This is a genomic window from Comamonas sp. GCA5, assembly GCF_036541385.1.
Lineage (GTDB): Bacteria > Pseudomonadota > Gammaproteobacteria > Burkholderiales > Burkholderiaceae_C > Comamonas > Comamonas aquatica.
Map to the genome: position 1 here is coordinate 30344 of NZ_JAZHFR010000023.1, position 15957 is coordinate 46300.

10 protein-coding genes and 4 pseudogenes are annotated in these 15957 nt (G+C 66.1%); 8 read left to right on the top strand and 6 right to left on the bottom strand.

Features of this window, described 5'->3' with window-relative positions:
- Window positions 1–7: 7 nt before the first annotated feature.
- The 3 genes from dxs to SJH88_RS07910 all read left to right on the top strand — a co-directional run bounded on the left by dxs (window position 8) and on the right by SJH88_RS07910 (window position 4432).
- On the top strand, window positions 8–1909 hold the full coding sequence (gene dxs / locus SJH88_RS07900) for a 1-deoxy-D-xylulose-5-phosphate synthase (RefSeq protein WP_274754104.1): 1902 nt from the start codon (window positions 8–10) through the stop codon (window positions 1907–1909).
- Window positions 1910–2096: 187 nt separating this feature from the next.
- The gene (locus SJH88_RS07905; protein ID WP_042412474.1) at window positions 2097–3179 is read left to right on the top strand and encodes a TRAP transporter substrate-binding protein; all 1083 of its coding nucleotides are present in this window, start codon (window positions 2097–2099) and stop codon (window positions 3177–3179) included.
- A gap of 173 nt (window positions 3180–3352) precedes the next feature.
- The gene (locus tag SJH88_RS07910) at window positions 3353–4432 is read left to right on the top strand and encodes a TRAP transporter substrate-binding protein (protein WP_042412472.1); all 1080 of its coding nucleotides are present in this window, start codon (window positions 3353–3355) and stop codon (window positions 4430–4432) included.
- Window positions 4433–4580: 148 nt separating this feature from the next.
- Here SJH88_RS07910 and SJH88_RS07915 read toward each other — a convergent pair whose 3' ends face one another.
- From SJH88_RS07915 to yjgA, 3 genes are all read right to left on the bottom strand, one after another.
- Window positions 4581–5783 carry a multidrug effflux MFS transporter gene (locus SJH88_RS07915; protein ID WP_274754105.1) on the bottom strand — a complete coding sequence of 401 codons (1203 nt, stop codon included), beginning with the start codon at window positions 5781–5783 and terminating at the stop codon, window positions 4581–4583.
- Window positions 5784–5877: 94 nt separating this feature from the next.
- Window positions 5878–6471: a molybdopterin adenylyltransferase gene (mog, locus tag SJH88_RS07920; protein WP_274754106.1), complete on the bottom strand. Its 594-nt coding sequence runs from the start codon at window positions 6469–6471 to the stop codon at window positions 5878–5880.
- The gene (gene yjgA, locus SJH88_RS07925; protein ID WP_274754107.1) at window positions 6468–7160 is read right to left on the bottom strand and encodes a ribosome biogenesis factor YjgA; all 693 of its coding nucleotides are present in this window, start codon (window positions 7158–7160) and stop codon (window positions 6468–6470) included. The genes mog and yjgA overlap by 4 nt, the downstream gene beginning before the upstream one ends.
- Window positions 7161–7228: 68 nt before the next feature.
- Here yjgA and pmbA point away from each other — a divergent pair.
- The 3 genes and pseudogenes from pmbA (at window position 7229) to SJH88_RS07940 (ending at window position 12715) form a co-directional block, all read left to right on the top strand.
- Window positions 7229–8637: pseudogene (gene pmbA, locus SJH88_RS07930) on the top strand (metalloprotease PmbA).
- Window positions 8638–8953: 316 nt separating this feature from the next.
- Entirely contained in the window at window positions 8954–9841 is an 888-nt protein-coding gene (locus SJH88_RS07935) for an EamA family transporter (RefSeq protein WP_420921728.1), read from the top strand.
- A 255-nt stretch (window positions 9842–10096) separates the two neighbouring features.
- Entirely contained in the window at window positions 10097–12715 is a 2619-nt protein-coding gene (locus SJH88_RS07940; RefSeq protein ID WP_274754109.1) for a bifunctional diguanylate cyclase/phosphodiesterase, read from the top strand.
- 111 nt (window positions 12716–12826) lie between these two features.
- On the opposite strand, the pseudogene SJH88_RS07945 reads toward SJH88_RS07940, so the two are convergent.
- A pseudogene (locus tag SJH88_RS07945) lies at window positions 12827–13189 on the bottom strand (aldolase/citrate lyase family protein); the annotation flags it as partial.
- Here SJH88_RS07945 and SJH88_RS07950 point away from each other — a divergent pair.
- Together SJH88_RS07950 and SJH88_RS07955 are read left to right on the top strand one after the other, a co-directional pair.
- A pseudogene (locus SJH88_RS07950) lies at window positions 13189–13431 on the top strand (LysR substrate-binding domain-containing protein); the annotation flags it as partial. The pseudogenes SJH88_RS07945 and SJH88_RS07950 overlap by 1 nt on opposite strands.
- A gap of 78 nt (window positions 13432–13509) precedes the next feature.
- A complete protein-coding gene (locus SJH88_RS07955) occupies window positions 13510–14685 on the top strand; it encodes a GGDEF domain-containing protein (RefSeq protein WP_244982967.1) in 1176 nt (391 codons plus the stop codon).
- Window positions 14686–14732: 47 nt separating this feature from the next.
- Here the strand turns inward: SJH88_RS07955 and SJH88_RS07960 are convergent, their stop codons facing one another.
- Both SJH88_RS07960 and SJH88_RS07965 read right to left on the bottom strand, forming a co-directional pair.
- Window positions 14733–15764: a patatin-like phospholipase family protein gene (locus SJH88_RS07960; RefSeq protein ID WP_274754110.1), complete on the bottom strand. Its 1032-nt coding sequence runs from the start codon at window positions 15762–15764 to the stop codon at window positions 14733–14735.
- Between the two features lie 81 nt (window positions 15765–15845).
- Window positions 15846–15957: pseudogene (locus SJH88_RS07965) on the bottom strand (IS5/IS1182 family transposase); the annotation flags it as partial.

The following is a 15957-nucleotide window of genomic DNA, read 5'->3' on the forward strand; positions in this document are numbered from 1 at the left end:
TGAGCCGATGACCACAAACGCTTACCCTTTGCTGCAGAAAGTGAATGCACCGTCTGACCTGCGGACCCTGTCCCGTAGCGAGCTCAAGGCGCTGTCCGAGGAACTGCGGGCCTATGTGCTGGACAGCGTGTCCAAGACCGGTGGGCACCTCAGCTCCAACCTCGGCACGGTCGAGCTGACGGTGGCCCTGCACTATGTGTTCGACACCCCGCACGACCGCGTGGTGTGGGATGTGGGCCACCAGACCTACCCCCACAAGATCCTGACCGGTCGCCGTGACCGCATGTCCACACTGCGCCAACTGGGCGGTATTTCCGGATTCCCGCTGCGCAGTGAAAGCGAGTACGACACCTTTGGCACGGCGCATTCGTCGACCAGCATTTCTGCGGCCCTGGGCATGGCCATGGCCGCCAAGCGCAAGGGCGAAGATCGCCGGGCGATTGCCGTGATCGGCGATGGGGCGATGACCGCGGGCATGGCGTTCGAGGCCATGAACAACGCCGGGGTGCTGGATGGCAACCTGCTGGTCATCCTGAACGACAACGACATGAGCATCAGCCCGCCGGTGGGTGCGCTGAACCGCTATCTGGCGCAGCTCATGAGCGGCCAGTTCTACGCAGCAGCCCGCAATGTCGGCAAGAACGTGCTCAAGCAGGTGCCCCCGCTGCTGGAGCTGGCCAAGCGGCTGGAGCAGCATGCCAAGGGCATGGTGGTGCCGGCCACCATGTTCGAGAACTTCGGCTTCAACTACATCGGTCCGATCGACGGCCACGACCTCGATTCTCTGATCCCCACGCTGGAAAACATCCGCAGCCTGGACGGTCCGCAATTCCTGCATGTGGTGACCAAGAAGGGCCATGGCTACAAGCTGGCCGAAGCCGATCCAGTCACCTACCACGGCCCCGGCAAGTTCGACCCCAAGGTGGGCATCGTCAAGAGCGGCGCACCGGCCAAGCCCACCTTCACCCAGATCTTCGGCCAGTGGCTGTGCGACATGGCGGCCCAGGACGAGCGCCTGGTCGGCATCACCCCCGCCATGCGCGAAGGCTCGGGCATGGTGGAGTTTGAAAAGCGCTTTCCCAGTCGCTACTACGACGTCGGGATTGCCGAGCAGCACGCCGTGACCTTTGCGGCCGGCATGGCCTGCGAAGGCGTGAAGCCCGTGGTGGCGATCTACTCCACTTTCCTGCAGCGGGCCTACGACCAGATGATCCATGACGTGGCTCTGCAGAACCTGCCCATGGTGTTTGCGCTGGACCGCGCCGGTCTGGTGGGTGCCGATGGGGCCACGCACGCCGGGGCCTACGACATCGCCTTTGTGCGCTGCATCCCGAACATGAGCATGGCCTGCCCCGCCGATGAACGCGAGTGCCGCCAGTTGCTGACCACGGCGTATGAGCAGGACCACCCGGTGTGCGTGCGTTATCCGCGTGGCGCCGGCGTGGGCGTGGAACCTTTGCCGGATCTGTCCGCTCTGCCGTTCGGCAAGGGTGAGGTGCGCCGCCACAGTGCGGCACCGCGCCAGACCGAGCCGGGCATGGCACCCCGCATTGCCATCCTGGCGTTTGGTACCCTGCTGTACCCGGCCCTGGAGGCTGGTCAGTCGCTGGATGCGACGGTGGCCAACATGCGCTGGGCCAAGCCGCTGGACGAGGCGCTGGTGCGGGAGCTGGCACAGGGCCACGATGTGCTGGTGACCGTGGAGGAGGGCTGTATCCCCGGCGGTGCGGGCGCGGCGGTGTCCGAGGCCCTGGCGGCCGCCGGCATCACCCTGCCGGTGCTGCACCTGGGCCTGCCGGATCGCTTCATCGAGCACGGGGATCCCGCCAAGCTGCTGGCCTTGCAAGGGCTGGATGCCGCGGGGATCGAGCGGGCCATCCGCCAGCGCTTTTTGCAGACCCAAGCCTAAGGTGTCCGGAGGGCCGCGCGGGTCCATGCCTGTCTGACATTTGGCTGAAGACTCGCCGGTTTCGGGGGTTTACCCCCAACGGTTTTCTCCTTTTCCCTTCCTAGAATTTTGCACACCCCCTGGGCCGTTTGCGCACAGGGGGCAGCTTTGCCTGCGGCAGCTGTGTTTGCGTATCTAAGGAGAAAAAATGGACCGTCGTTCCCTCATCAAAAATGCTGGCATTGCTGGTGTCCTGGCTGCCGCTGCAGCACCAGCCGTGCATGCGCAACAAGCCGTGCGCTGGCGTCTGGCATCGAGCTTTCCCAAGTCGCTGGACACCATCTTCGGCAGTGCTGAAAAATTTGCCCAAACCGTCAAGGCCTTGTCCGGTGGCAAGTTCGAAGTGTCGTTGCACGCAGCTGGTGAGTTGATGCCCGCCTTTGGCGTGGTGGACGCGCTGGAAAACAGCACCATTGAAATGGCGCAGACCGCTCCTTACTACTTCACCGGCAAGAACTCGATCTTCGCGTTTGGCTGCGCCGTGCCTTTCGGCCTGACCGCCCGCCAGATGGATGCCTGGATGGAGCACGGCAACGGCCGCAAGCTGTTCGATGCCTTCTGCGCCAACTACAACATCAAGAGCTACAGCGCCGGCAACACCGGCACGCAGATGGGCGGCTGGTACCGCAAGGAAATGAAGTCCGTGGCTGACCTCAAGGGCCTGAAGATGCGCCTGGGCGGCGGCCTGTTCGGCGAAGCCATGGCCAAGCTGGGTGTGGTGTCGCAGAACATGCCGGCCGGCGATGTGTACCAGGCACTGGAAAAGGGCACGCTGGACGCCACCGAGTTCGTCGGCCCGCACGATGACCAGAAGCTGGGCTTCAACAAGGTCGCGCCTTACTACTACTATCCCGGCTGGTGGGAAGGTGGCGCCGAGCTGGAGTTCTTCGTCAATGCCAAGGCCTATGCCGCGCTGTCGCCCGAGTTCAAGGAAATCGTCGATGTCGCCACCCGCGTGGCTGCGCGCGACATGACCGCCAAGTACGACGCGTTCAACCCGATCGCGATCAAGAAGCTGGTGGCCGACAAGACCCAGCTCAAGGCTTTCCCCAAGGACGTCATGGACGCCGGCTTCAAGGCCTCGATGGAAGTGTTTGCCGAGCACGAGGCCAAGTCGCCCGAGTTCAAGAAGATCCACCAGGACATGCGCGCCTTCCAGCGCGATCAGCTGTTGTGGGAGCGCTTCTCGGAGCTGCGCTACAACCAGTACATGACCTCGGTCAAGCTCTAAGCCTGTGATATCCGCTGCCAAGCTATGAATACCCTCATGCATTGGCAGCCTTCCCGGAACCGGCGGATATGCGCGCCCTGGCGCGACAGCACCGGTTTTTTTTCGCCTGTACATCGCCAAAGAAGCGATGCAGGAGGGAGAGGTTCGTTTTACAACCCCTAAGGAGACCCCGAATGGATCGTCGTTCCATGCTCAAAAATGCCGGTATCGCCGGTGTTCTGGCTGCCGCCGCAGCCCCAGCCGTGCACGCACAACCTGCACTGCGCTGGCGCATTGCCTCCAGTTTCCCCAAGTCGCTGGACACCATTTATGGTGCGGCCGATGTGTTTGCACAATCGGTCAAGGCGCAAACCGGCGGTAAGTTTGAAATCTCTGTCCACCAGGCTGGCGAGCTGATGCCCGCGTTCAACGTGGTGGATGGCGTGCAAAACGGTTCCGTGGAAGCGGCGCACACAGCGCCTTACTACTTCTTCGGCAAGAACGAAGTGTTTGCGATTGGCGGTGCGATTCCCTTCGGCATGAACTCGCGCCAGCTGACCTCGTGGATGGTCGATGGCAACGGCGGCAAGCTGATGCAGGAGTTCTACGCCAAGTACAACATCGTGCCTCTGCCATGCGGTAACACGGGCGCGCAGATGGGCGGCTGGTTCCGCAAGGAAGTCAAGTCCACCGAGGACATCAAGGGCCTGAAGTTCCGCGTGGGCGGCTTTGCCGGCAAGGTGATCGAGCGCATGGGCGGCGTGCCCCAGAACATTCCGGCCGGTGAAATCTACCAGTCGCTGGAAAAGGGCACCATCGATGCGGCCGAGTGGATCGGTCCTTACGACGACCTGAAGCTGGGTCTGAACAAGGTAGCTCCTTTCTACTACTACCCCGGCTGGTGGGAAGGTTCGCTGAACCTGTCGCTGTACATCAACGACAAGGCCTTCAACAGCCTGAGCAACGAGTACAAGGCCATCGTGCGCGCGGCCGCCATGGAGGCGCACGTAACTTGCCAGGCGCGTTACGACTCGCGCAACCCCGGCGCGCTCAAGCAACTGGTGGCGGCCAAGGCCAAGGTGCTGCCTTTCCCACAGCAGGTGCTGGAAGCCTCGTTCAAGAGCGCCATGGACCTGTACGCCGACCTGGACAACAGCAACCCCGACTGGAAGAAGATCTACGCCGACTACCGCAACTTCCAGCGCGACCAGGTGCTGTGGTTCCGCTTTGCCGAAGGCCGCTTCGACAACTTCATGTCCACCCAGAAGCTGTAATGGCGACGGGATCCGGCATACAAAAAGGCAGCCATCTGGCTGCCTTTTTTTGACCCTGCTGTTTTAAAAAAGAAGCAGTCAGCGCTTGTCAATAAACACTTTCAGCTTCAAAACAGCGGGAAAGCATCGAATAACAAGCGTAGCGTGCTCATGATTGTGGAGCGTCCTGGGCGGCGGCGCTGCGCTGGGACCACCACCACACCAGCATGCCGCACACCACGGTGATGCATTGCCCCAGCGCCAGGGCCAGGCCGCTGTGGAACAGCTGGGGCACCACGGCCCCGGCCATGATGGCGAACACGCTCATCTGCGTGAAGCCCTGCAGCGACGAAGCCAGGCCGCGCATGTCGGGGAACAGGGCCATCACCTGCAGCGACAGGATGGGCATCAGCAGCGCCAGCCCCAGGGTGTAGCAGGCGATGGGCAGCACCGCCCAGGGCACGACCGGCATGTCGGTCAGCAGGTGGTAGAGCACATTGCTGGCGCAGCCCAGCAGCAGTGCGCCGTAGCCGATGCGCTGCTGCACCCGGGGCGCGATCTGCTTGGCCAGCACGCCGGAGATGGCTGAGCCCAGCATGGAGCCACCGATCAGCGGGATGAACAGCCAGCCGAAGGAGGTTTCCTCCAGCCGGAGGATGCCCATCACGAACTCGGCAGCCGCGCTGATGTAGATGGCGTTGGCCCCGGCCATCAGGGCCAGGCCGGCCACCATGCGGCGGAACTGGCGGTGCCGCAGTGCGGTGAGGTAGTTGCCGGCGATCACCCGCAGGTGCAGCGGCACGCGCTTGTCGGGGGGCAGGGTCTCGGGCAGCACGCGCCAGCACAGCAGTGTCAGCAGCAGGCCAAAACCGGTCAGGAAGAAGAAGGCTGCGCGCCAGCCGCCGTGGGCCTGCAGCCAGCCGCCAAACACCGGTGCAATCGCCGGCGCCAGGCCAAAGCAGAACATCACCATGCTCATCATGCGTTGCGCGTCGGCGCCGTGGAAACGGTCCTGCACGATGGCGCGCGCAATCACCATGCCGGCGCCGGCCATGGCCCCCTGGGCGCAGCGCACGGCGATCAGGGCCTCGATGCTCTGCACCAGGGCCGCTACGGTGGAGGTGATGGCAAACCCCAGGCTGGCGAAGACCAGCACGCGGCGGCGGCCGAAGGTGTCGCTGAGCGTGCCGTAGAACAGCATGGTGATGGCCATGGCCAGCACGTACACGCTCAGGGTCTGCTGGACGGCCGCGGGGCCGACGGCAAACTCTTGCGCGATGGCGTGGAAGGAGGGCAGATAGGTGTCGATGCCCAGGGCACCCATCATGGTACACAGCGCGAGAACAAAGGTCAGAGAGAGGTTACGTGGCATGCAGAGCGGTTGGCGGTGGCCCCGCGATTGACGGGCCCCAAGAAAAAAGGCACATGCGCCGCATGTGCCTGGGGGGCAGGTGCTGGGTCGCAGTTTACGACGGGCGCACGCGCTGGGCGCTTTTGGGGCGGAAGGCTTTGCACACGGTGTCCTGGGTTTCCAGGTAGGGCCCGCCGATCAGATCGATGCAGTAGGGCACGGCGGCAAAGATGCCGGGCACCAGCTGCTGGCCGCTGCTGTCCTTGAGGCCTTCCAGCGTTTCGGCAATCGCCTTGGGCTGGCCGGGCAGGTTGATGATCAGGCTGCGGCCGCGGACCACCGCCACCTGGCGCGACAGGATGGCCGTGGGCACGAACTTCAGGCTGATCTGGCGCATCTGCTCGCCAAAGCCGGGCATTTCCTTGTCGGCAATTGCCAGCGTGGCTTCGGGCGTCACATCGCGCAGGGCCGGGCCCGTGCCGCCGGTGGTCAGCACCAGGCTGCAACCGGCATCCACCAGCTCCACCAGCGTCTGGCTGATGGTGGCCTGCTCGTCGGGAATCAGGCGCGCATCGAAGGTGATCGGGTTGTGCAGTGCGCGTGCCAGCCAGTCCTGCAGCGCGGGCAGGCCCTGGTCGGCGTACACGCCGCTGCTGGCACGGTCGCTGATCGAGACGATGCCGATCTTCACTGCGTCGTGCAGGCTCATGCCTCGTCCTCGTCGTCCAGCAAGTCGTCGTCCACGGCGGGCTCTGCGGCGCCGGCCGTGCCGTTGATGTGCGCCAGCAGCAGCTGGAACAGTTCGCGGTAGGCCTTGCCCTTCTTGGCCGGCGGCAGGATGTGGCCCTTGGCTTCGGCCTCCTTGGCCTTGGCGATGGCGGTGGCATCGTCCTTGCGCACCTGGCGCATCAGCGTGCGCAGCTGCTGCACATCGGTGGCGGGGAACTGGTCCAGCCAGACGCCCAGGTGGTCGTCGCTGACGATCAGGCGGTCGCGCCACTGCTCGGCCACCAGGATGTGGGTCTGCTCGCGGCTGACGCCGGTGCGCTGCTCTTCCAGCGCGGCCTTGGCGGCTTCGACCTGGGATTCGTCCAGCTTGCGCATCAGCTTGCCGATGAACTGCATCTGGCGGCGCTTGGCTTCAAAGTTGGTCAGGCGCTTTTGTTCGGCCAGGGCATCCACCAGCTTTTCCGGCAGTTGCAGGCGCTCCAGCAGCTTGGGGCGCAGGCCCAGCAGGGCTTCGCCCAGGTCTTGCAGGGCGTCGCTTTCTTTCTTCAGGTCGGTACGGGTCGCGTCCCATGTGCCTTTGAGTTCGGCCTTCAGTTCCAGGTCGCGGTCGCTGCCTTCGGCAACGAAAACGCCTTTGACGTAATAGCCTTTTTTGGGTTTGCGTGACATGTTGTGTCTGGGGGAATGAGGGTGGCAGCGCAGGGTGCGCCGCAGTGCTGGGTATCATATCCGCCGCTATGAATAAACCTCGCTCCCGCGCCACAAGCACCACCGCCGCACAGGCCGATTCCGGCTTCAGCTACAGCCGTTCGTTTTTGAGGGTCTGGTGGACCAGGCCCTGGCCCATGCCAAGAAGCTGGGCGCCACCGATGCCGGGGCCGATGCCTCGGAAGGCTGTGGCCTGAGCGTGAGCGTGCGCAAGGGCGAGCTGGAGACCGTGGAGCGCAACCGCGACAAGTCGCTGGGCGTGACGGTCTACATCGGCCAGCGCCGCGGCAATGCCAGCACCTCGGACTTTTCGGAAGCCGCCATCCAGCAGACGGTGCAGGCGGCGTATGACATCGCTCGCTTCACGGCCGAGGACCCCACGGCCGGCCTGCCCGACGCGGACGACATCGCCCCACGCGCCACGCACCGGGAGCTGGACCTGTTCCACCCCTGGGACGTGAGCAGCGAAGAGGCGGCGCGCATCGCGGTGGAGTGTGAGGCCGCCGCCATGGCCACGCACAAGCGCATCACCAACAGCGAGGGGGCCAGTGTCTCGGCCCAGCAAAGCCATTTCTTCAGCGCCCACACCCGGGGCTTTGCTGGCGGCTACGCCAGCTCGCGCCACAGCGTGTCGGTGGCGCCGATCGCCTCGCTGCCCGGCCGCCATGGCGAGATGCAGCGTGACTTCTGGTACAGCTCCATGCGCAATGCGCAGGACCTGGCCTCGCCCGAGGCGATTGGCCGCTACGCCGCGCAGCGCGCCCTGAGCCGCCTGGGCAGCCGCAAGATTCCCACCACCGAATGCGCAGTGCTGTTCGAGTCGCCCCTGGCTGCGGGCCTGCTGGGCGGTTTTGTGCAGGCAGTCAGCGGTGGTTCGCTCTACCGCAAGAGCTCCTTCCTGCTGAACTCCCTGGGCAAGCAGATCTTCCCCAAGCACATCCAGATCGAGGAAGACCCCTTCATCCTCGGCGGCAAGGGCAGCTCGCCCTTCGACGACGAAGGCGTCAAGGTGCAGCAGCGCATGGTAGTGGAAGACGGCCGCGTGCAGGGCTACTTCCTGTCGAGCTATTCGGCGCGCAAGCTGGGCATGAAGACCACGGGTAACGCCGGTGGCTCGCACAACCTGATGCTGACGTCCACGCGCACCAAGCCGGGCGACGACCTGGACGCCATGCTGAAGAAGCTGGGCACCGGCCTGCTGGTGGTCGAGCTGATGGGCCAGGGCGTGAACTATGTGACCGGCGACTACTCGCGCGGTGCCTCGGGCTTCTGGGTGGAGAACGGCGAGATCGCCTTCCCCGTGCAGGAGATCACCATCGCCGGCAACCTCAAGGACATGTACAAGGGCATCCAGGCCGTGGGGGCCGATGCCTACAACTACGGCGCCAAGACCGTGGGTTCCATCCTGATCAACCGCATGAAGGTGGCTGGCAGCTGATTCGGCAGGCCTGCCTCTCACCCAGCAGCCTGCGGGCTGCTTTTTTCATGCCGGCCGTGGGCTGGCACACCCTCCAAGCCTGTGTGAAAAGAGGAGCTGCTGGCGCTGACCCAGCAAGCGCTGGAGGCTGTTTTGATCAAAATTTATGCCCGGCCCTGCCAGCCCCGCTGCCGGGTGGGCGCCGGACGGGCGCCACCTGGGTGACTGCGGCTGCGGCCGGGCAGGGCCTGGCCGGGTGATACTCACGCCTTGGTTTTTGCGTGCGTGCACAGGTGTCCTCTCTATGTCTTTGGCTTCCCCCCTTCCTTCTGCCGGCATGAGCCAGCGTGACTGGCTCAGCGCCCTGGTCGTCATCGTCGTCTGGGGGCTGAACTTCGTCGTCATGAAGTGGGGCCTGGCCACGCTGTCGCCCCTGCTGCTGTGCGCGCTGCGCTTTGTGGCGGCGTCCTTGCCATTTGTCTGGTTCGTGCGGCGCCCGCAGGCGCTGCCGTGGTGGCTGCTGGCCGCCTATGGGCTGGTGCAGGGGGTGGGCCAGTTCGGCCTGCTGTTCACTGGCATGAAGCTGGGCATGCCGGCGGGCATGGCCTCGGTGGTGCTGCAGGTGCAGGCCTTCATCACCATGCTGCTGGCGGCCGCCTTCATGGGCGAAAAGCCGCAGCGCTGGCAGTGGTGGGGCCTGGTGTGCGCGATCGCCGGGCTGGCGCTGATCGGTGCCGCCCACGGCGACAGCCCAACCGAGATGACACTGGCCGGTTTTCTGATCACCGTCGGGGCCGCCGCCATGTGGGCCAGCTCCAACCTGCTGACGCGCAAGGCCGCGCAATACGGGGCCTACACCCCGGTGGGCTTCATCGTCTGGACCAGCCTGTTCCCCATCGTGCCGCTGCTGGCACTGTCGGTGGGGGTGGACGGGGTGGAGGCCGTGGCGCAGCAGCTGCAGGGCATCGGCTGGCGCGAACTGGGCGTCATCGCCTATCTGGCGCTGCTGTCCACCTTGTTGGGCTATGGGCTGTGGACGCAGTTGTTGCAGCGCTATGCGGCCAGCACCGTGGCCCCGCTGTCCTTGCTGGTGCCAGTCATCGGCCTGCTGTCGGCTTTGCTGCTGCTGGGCGAGCGTCCCACCATGTGGCAATGGGTGGGCACGCTGGGGGTGCTGGTCGGCATGGTGGTGAACCAGTTTGGCGGCCGCTGGCTGCGGCGCTGACCCCCGGCGCGCGCTGCCGCATTCACCCTTCCAGCCCGGCGGCCCGCATGCCCCGGGCTTTTTTTGTCCCCATCAGGCACGTTGTGGGCCGATGCCCGAGCGGCAAATCCGACTGTTTCATACTGTTGCTCACAGGTGGTTCATCCTTATTATGGAATCCTCAATCGGGGAGGCCGCTACGGGCACCTGCACGCAGGGGTGTGGTGACAGGGCTCGCAACAAAGACAAAAAACCAAAGAACTCAAGGAATTGGCGATGCGAGAAGAATCGAACGACGGTCTGCCCGAAGCAGTGCAGCGCACCCAGTTCCAGGCCCTGGACCGGGTCATGGCGATGGCCAGCTTCGACCTGGACGGGGTGCTGCGCCATGCCAATCGCAATTACCTGCAGTTGCTGGGCCTGACGCTGGAGCAGGCCCTGGGTCGTAGCCACCAGAGCTTTTGCACGGCCGCACAGGTGCACAGCGGCGCCCATGCCGCGCTATGGAGCCAGCTGCGCGCTGGCCAGGCCCATTCGGGCGTGGTGGAACGGGTGCGCAGCGATGGCAGCAGTTGCTGGCTGGAAGCCACCTACACGCCCGTGTGCGATGCCCAGGGTCAGCTCACGCAGATCTTGAAGGTGGCCACCGACGTCACGCAGCGCCACCTGCAGGAACAGGCCCACCAGCAGCACCTGGAGCGCCTGTCGCTGGTGGCCGATGCCAGCGATGCGGCGGTCATCATCAGCGACAGCCAGTCGCGCATCGTCTATGTGAATGGTGGCTTCAGCCGCATGTTCGGCTGGACCCAGGAGGAGGTGCTGGGCCAGGCACCAATCGCCTTGCTGGCCCCGCAGATGCAGGAAACCTTCACCGAACAATACCGCTCGGAGCTGCGGGGCGGCAAGCCGGTGTGGAGCGAGGAGATCGTGGTGGGCAAGCAGGGCCAGCGCTACTGGGCCAAGGTCACCAGCAACCCCGTCATCAACGACCAGGGCGTCTGGAGCTGCACGGTGTCCGTGCTGACGGACATCACACGCTCCAAGATGCACGAGGCCCTGCAGCACCGTGTGCTCGAGGCCATGGCGCGCGAGCAGCCGCTGTCCGAAGTGCTGGACATGGTGTGCCTGGAGGTCGAGCGCATCGCGCCGGAGGTCACGGCCTCCATCCTGGAAGTCGATGCGCAAGGCCTGCTGCACCCCCTGGCCAGCCCCAGCCTGCCAAGCTCATATTCCGCGCTGCTGGATGGCGTCGCAATCGGGCCCGAGGTCGGCTCCTGCGGTACGGCGGCGTGGCGCAATGCCCCGGTGCTGGTGACCGACATCGCGAACGATCCGCTGTGGAGGGATTACAAGCATCTGATCCTGCCGCTGGGCTACCAGGCCTGCTGGTCCACGCCGATTTGCGGCACCGCGGGCAAGCCCATCGGCACGTTCGCGTTTTACTACCGCGATCCGACGGCGGGCGTGGCCTCGGCCTACCACCAGCAACTGGTCGATGCCTGCACCCATTTGTGCGCCCTGGCCCTGGAGCGCGAGCACATCCGGGCGCGCATTCGCCAGCTGGCGTTCTACGACGGCCTGACCGGCCTGCCCAACCGCAGCCTGCTGCAGGCCAATGCCGACCAGGCCATGGCCGCCGCGGCGCGCAACGACGAGCAACTGGCCGTGCTGTTCATCGACCTGGACCGCTTCAAGCAGGTCAACGACTCCATGGGTCACCCGGCCGGTGATGAGCTGCTGCGCGTGGTGGCGGCGCGCCTGCAGAAAGTGCTGGGCCCTGGCGATATCGCCGGCCGCCTGTCCGGCGATGAGTTTGTGGCGGTGCTGCCGCAGTGCGATGCCGAGCGTGTCACGAACACCATCGAGCGCCTGCAGGAGCAGCTGGCCGAGCCCCTGGTGCTGGCCGACAACGCGCTGGCCATCTCCGCCAGCATCGGGATTGCCATGTTCCCCGCCGATGGCCGCGACATGGAGACCCTGCTGCACCGTGCCGACATGGCCATGTACCAGGCCAAGAGCAGTGGCCGCGGGCGCTTCAGCTTCTTCAGCAGCGAGATGAACCGCTTGGCGCAGGAACGCCTGGCGCTGGAAAACGCCTTGCGCAAGGCGCTGCAGGGCGGTGAGCTGCGCCTGCACTACCAGCCGCAGGTGGACCTGGCGACGGGCCAGCTGTATGGGGTCGAGGCGCTGGCGCGCTGGACGCACCCGCAGTTGGGGGAAATCCCCCCGGCGCGCTTCATCCCGCTGGCCGAGGAGTGCGGCCTGATTGCCGATCTGGGCCGCTGGGCCGTGGGCGAGGCCTGCCGCCAGCTGGCTGCGTGGCGCACCCAAGGGCTGGCGGTGCCGGCTGTGTCGGTCAACCTGTCGCCGTCCAGCTTCCACAACCTGGACCTGCCGCGCATGATTGCCGACACCCTGGACCGCCACGCGCTGGCGCCCAAGGACCTGACGCTGGAGCTGACCGAAAGCATCCTGCTGGACACCAACCCCAGCACCATGAAGACCATCGAAGAGGTCCATGCCCATGGCGTGCGCCTGTCCATGGACGACTTCGGTACGGGCTACTCCAGCCTGAGCTACCTGCGCCGCTTGCCGGTCAGCGAACTCAAGCTGGACCGCAGCTTCGTGGCCGACCTGGAGCACGACGAGGCCGCACGCGCACTGAGCAGCGCGATTCTGGGCATCGGCCAGAGCCTGCGCCTCACCGTGGTCGCCGAAGGCGTGGAAACCCCGGTGCAGAACATCATGCTGCGCGAGCAGGGCTACCCCGTGGCCCAGGGCTTTCTGTTCGCCCGGCCGCTGGCCCCGCAGGATCTGGAGCGCTGGCTGGTGGCCCGCATGGCCCCCGCGCAAGCCAGCGCCGACCAGCCGGTGCACGGCGAGGAATCGGCATAAAAATAGCTGTTGGCGCAGGTGTGGACTGCGCCAACAGCTATGAAATTCGGGGCATTCCCGGTGGGTTCTATTCACCTGCAGGGTGCCGTCCAGCCGTCCAGACGCCCGGTCTCAGTAGGCCGCGCCGGGCGTGGCCGGGGCCACCACCGTGGCGCCAGCAAACTGGGTGCGCAGCTTGCGCGCAGCGTTCACGAACATCAGCACGTCCACGCCCACGGCCACAAAGCTGCAGCCGAGTTGAAGATAGCGCTGCGCCAGTACCGGGTCCGAGGTCAGCGTGCCCGCGGCCTTGCCGCTGGCGATGATGGTTTGCATCGCGCCTTCGATGGCGGCCTGGACCTCGGGGTTGCCGCGGTGGCCCATGGAGGCGGCCAGATCGGCCGGGCCGATGAACACGCCGTGCACACCGTCCACGGCGCAGATCGCTTCCAGGTTGGCCAGGGCCGTGGTGGTTTCGGCCTGCACCAGCAGGCACCGCATCCTTCCTGTCGCAGCTGACCTTTGTGCACCAGCGCGGTGCCGTGGCCTTCATGGCGCGCAGCGTGGCCCGCCACCACGCGGCCCTGGGCACGCTGGCCGTGCTGGACCTGGCCGTGCCGATCGAGTTGCCCCCCGTCGGCCTGATCACGCTGCGCGGCCAGCCGCCGACCCCCACCACCGGGCTGCTGCTGGAGTGCCTGCGCGAGGTGGCCGCAACGCTGCGCGCCGGCGATTGAGCGCCTGGCGGCACCGGCCAGCCGGGCATCTGCGCCACAATGGCTGCGGTGCACAATGCGCACCCACACGCGTTTTCCATGACACCCAGCCTTCCACCTCCGAAGAAAAGCGAGGGCCCTCTCCTGTGGGGGCCCGAATCGGCCTCGCCCCTGGTCAGCGAGGCAGCGCATTTCGAGCGCTGGCGCCGTCGCACCTGGCAGTTGCACCTGTCGGTGGCGCTGAGCCACCTGTATGCGCTGGCGCTGTTCCTGGGCCATGCCTGGGCCGGCTATGCGCCGCTGCGTGCCGTGCTGTGGTACGGCCTGTGGATTGCCGTGGGCATGGCCTTCATCACCTGGGCCTATGCCAGCGGCTGGAGCCAGAAGCGGCGCGATCCGGGCTTGTTCCTGGAGCACCAGCTGATGTCGATTTCCGGGGTGCTGGGGCTGCTGGTGGTGGCCCCGCAGGTGGCGTTCCAGGCCCTGGTGATGCTGCTGGTGTTCAGTGCCGACGGTTTTCTGGCACGGCGGCGCACCAGCTTCTGGCTGACCTGGGGCCTGACCCTGGCCCTGGTGGCCGTGGTCATCTGCTGGCGTGGGCCACAGATGCGCATGGTCACCGATACCCTGGCCGGCCAGCTGCTGACGGCCGCCGTGATGCTGGGTGCGGTGGTGCGCTGCAGCATGCTGGTGACCTATTTCCGAGGCATGCAGTACCGGCTGAGTGCCAGCAACCAGAAGCTGGCGGCGGCCCTGGCCCACATCGAACAACTGGCGCGCTACGACGAGCTGACCGGCGTGGCCAACCGCCGTGGCGTGCTGGAGCGGCTGCACCTGGCGCTGGAGGGCGTGCAGCGCCACGGCACGCCATTGAGCATTGCCCTGCTCGATATCGACCACTTCAAGAGCATCAACGACCAGTACGGACATGGCTGTGGCGATGCGGTGCTGCGCGCCTTCGGCAGCTTGCTGTCGACCGAGATGCGTGCCATCGACGTGGCCGGGCGCTACGGTGGCGAGGAGTTCCTGCTGGTGCTGCCGGAGACCGACATTCCCCAGGCCCTGGTGCTGCTGGAACGCCTGCGCCAGCGCACGCAGGACATGCCCTGGGACCGCCTGGTGGACCAGCCCGTGACCGTGACCTGCACCGTGGGGGCCACCCAGTACCAGCCCGGCGAGCCGGTCGAGGCCGCCATCGCCCGCGCCGATGCCGCCATGTACAGCGGCAAGGCCCTGGGGCGCAACCGCGTGATCATCGACGGCATGGGCGGCTGAGCCCGGTGGCCAGCACTGGCGCGCGCCAGTACCGGTTCAGCGTCGGGTTAGGGGGCCGTGCAGGCGGCGTCCAGCCCTGCCATGCCGGCCAGCTTTTGCAGGCGTGAGCGCTGATCCAGGCAGGCCTGGCGCTGGGCCGCGGCGGCCTGCTGCTGCGCGGTGTGTGCGGCCTGGTCGCGCTCGGCCTGCAACTGGGCGATGCGCTGGCGGATCTGCGGCATAGCCGCCAGGGCGGCCTTCTCGCCTTCCAGGATGGCGCTGGCACGCTGGCTGAAGTCGGCCGCGCCGATGTCCAGCACCTGGGGGCGGATGACCACGTCGGCGCGCTCCAGTTCGGCCTGGCCCAGCTTCTGGCCCATGATGGCGATGGACTGGTTCAGGGTGCCCAGCATGTCGCCTGGCGTCTTGCCGCGGGCCTTGCTGGAGATGTCCACGGCGATCACCACATCGGCGCCCAGCTGGCGTGCGGCATCGACCGGCACGGGGCTGACGACGCCGCCGTCCACATAGTGGTGCTTGCCGATGCGCACGGGCTGGAACACGCCCGGCACGCTGCTGGATGCACGCACGGCCTGGCCGGTGTTGCCGCGGGCGAACACGGTGCGCGCGCCATCCTCCAGCCGCGTGGCCACGGCCACGAAGGGCTTGGACAGCTGCTCCAGCGGTTTGCGCTGCACCTGCTGGTTCACATAGTCCTCCAGTTTCTGGCCCTGCACTAGGCCGCCGGACGACAGCTGCAGGTCGCGGATCTTGGCCTCGTCCAGGGACACGGCCTTTTCCTGCAGCTCAAAGGCATGCATGCCACTGGCATACAGCGCACCCACCACGCTGCCGGCGCTGGTGCCGGAGACGACGGCCGGGGCGAAGCCATTGGCCTCCAGCATCTTGATCACGCCGATGTGGGCAAAGCCCTTGGCGGCGCCGCCGCCCAGCGCGATGCCGATTTTGAGCGGCGCCGAGGGCGGGGCGGAGGTGGTGGTGGCGGGGGTGTCCGCAGTGCGGGGGGGAAGGCTGCCGCAGGCCGTGAGGGCGGTGAGGCCCAGAATGACACAGGGGCGCAACAGGGCGGTCAGGCGCATGCCGGAAAGTGGGGTGGTTGCTGAAGCGCAAAGTGTATCGACCCGCGTGGCGCAGGGGGGCGGTATGGCCTTAGAACGTGTTTACGATCTCCTGAGCAGTAGGGCCAGGAAAGCCAAGTGGACGAACTGCAGGCTGGTGTTCAAGAGCCGCTCGCAGTTCTTCCATAGCCTCCTGTTCTTGTCCAGCCACGCA

Coding starts and splice junctions, on each gene's coding strand:
- dxs (WP_274754104.1), top strand. CDS start 8: ATGACCACAAACGCTTACCCTTTGCTGCAGAAAGTGAATGCACCGTCT.
- SJH88_RS07905 (WP_042412474.1), top strand. CDS start 2,097: ATGGACCGTCGTTCCCTCATCAAAAATGCTGGCATTGCTGGTGTCCTG.
- SJH88_RS07910 (WP_042412472.1), top strand. CDS start 3,353: ATGGATCGTCGTTCCATGCTCAAAAATGCCGGTATCGCCGGTGTTCTG.
- SJH88_RS07915 (WP_274754105.1), bottom strand. CDS start 5,783: ATGCCACGTAACCTCTCTCTGACCTTTGTTCTCGCGCTGTGTACCATG.
- mog (WP_274754106.1), bottom strand. CDS start 6,471: ATGAGCCTGCACGACGCAGTGAAGATCGGCATCGTCTCGATCAGCGAC.
- yjgA (WP_274754107.1), bottom strand. CDS start 7,160: ATGTCACGCAAACCCAAAAAAGGCTATTACGTCAAAGGCGTTTTCGTT.
- SJH88_RS07935 (WP_420921728.1), top strand. CDS start 8,954: ATGAGCCAGCGTGACTGGCTCAGCGCCCTGGTCGTCATCGTCGTCTGG.
- SJH88_RS07940 (WP_274754109.1), top strand. CDS start 10,097: ATGCGAGAAGAATCGAACGACGGTCTGCCCGAAGCAGTGCAGCGCACC.
- SJH88_RS07955 (WP_244982967.1), top strand. CDS start 13,510: ATGACACCCAGCCTTCCACCTCCGAAGAAAAGCGAGGGCCCTCTCCTG.
- SJH88_RS07960 (WP_274754110.1), bottom strand. CDS start 15,764: ATGCGCCTGACCGCCCTGTTGCGCCCCTGTGTCATTCTGGGCCTCACC.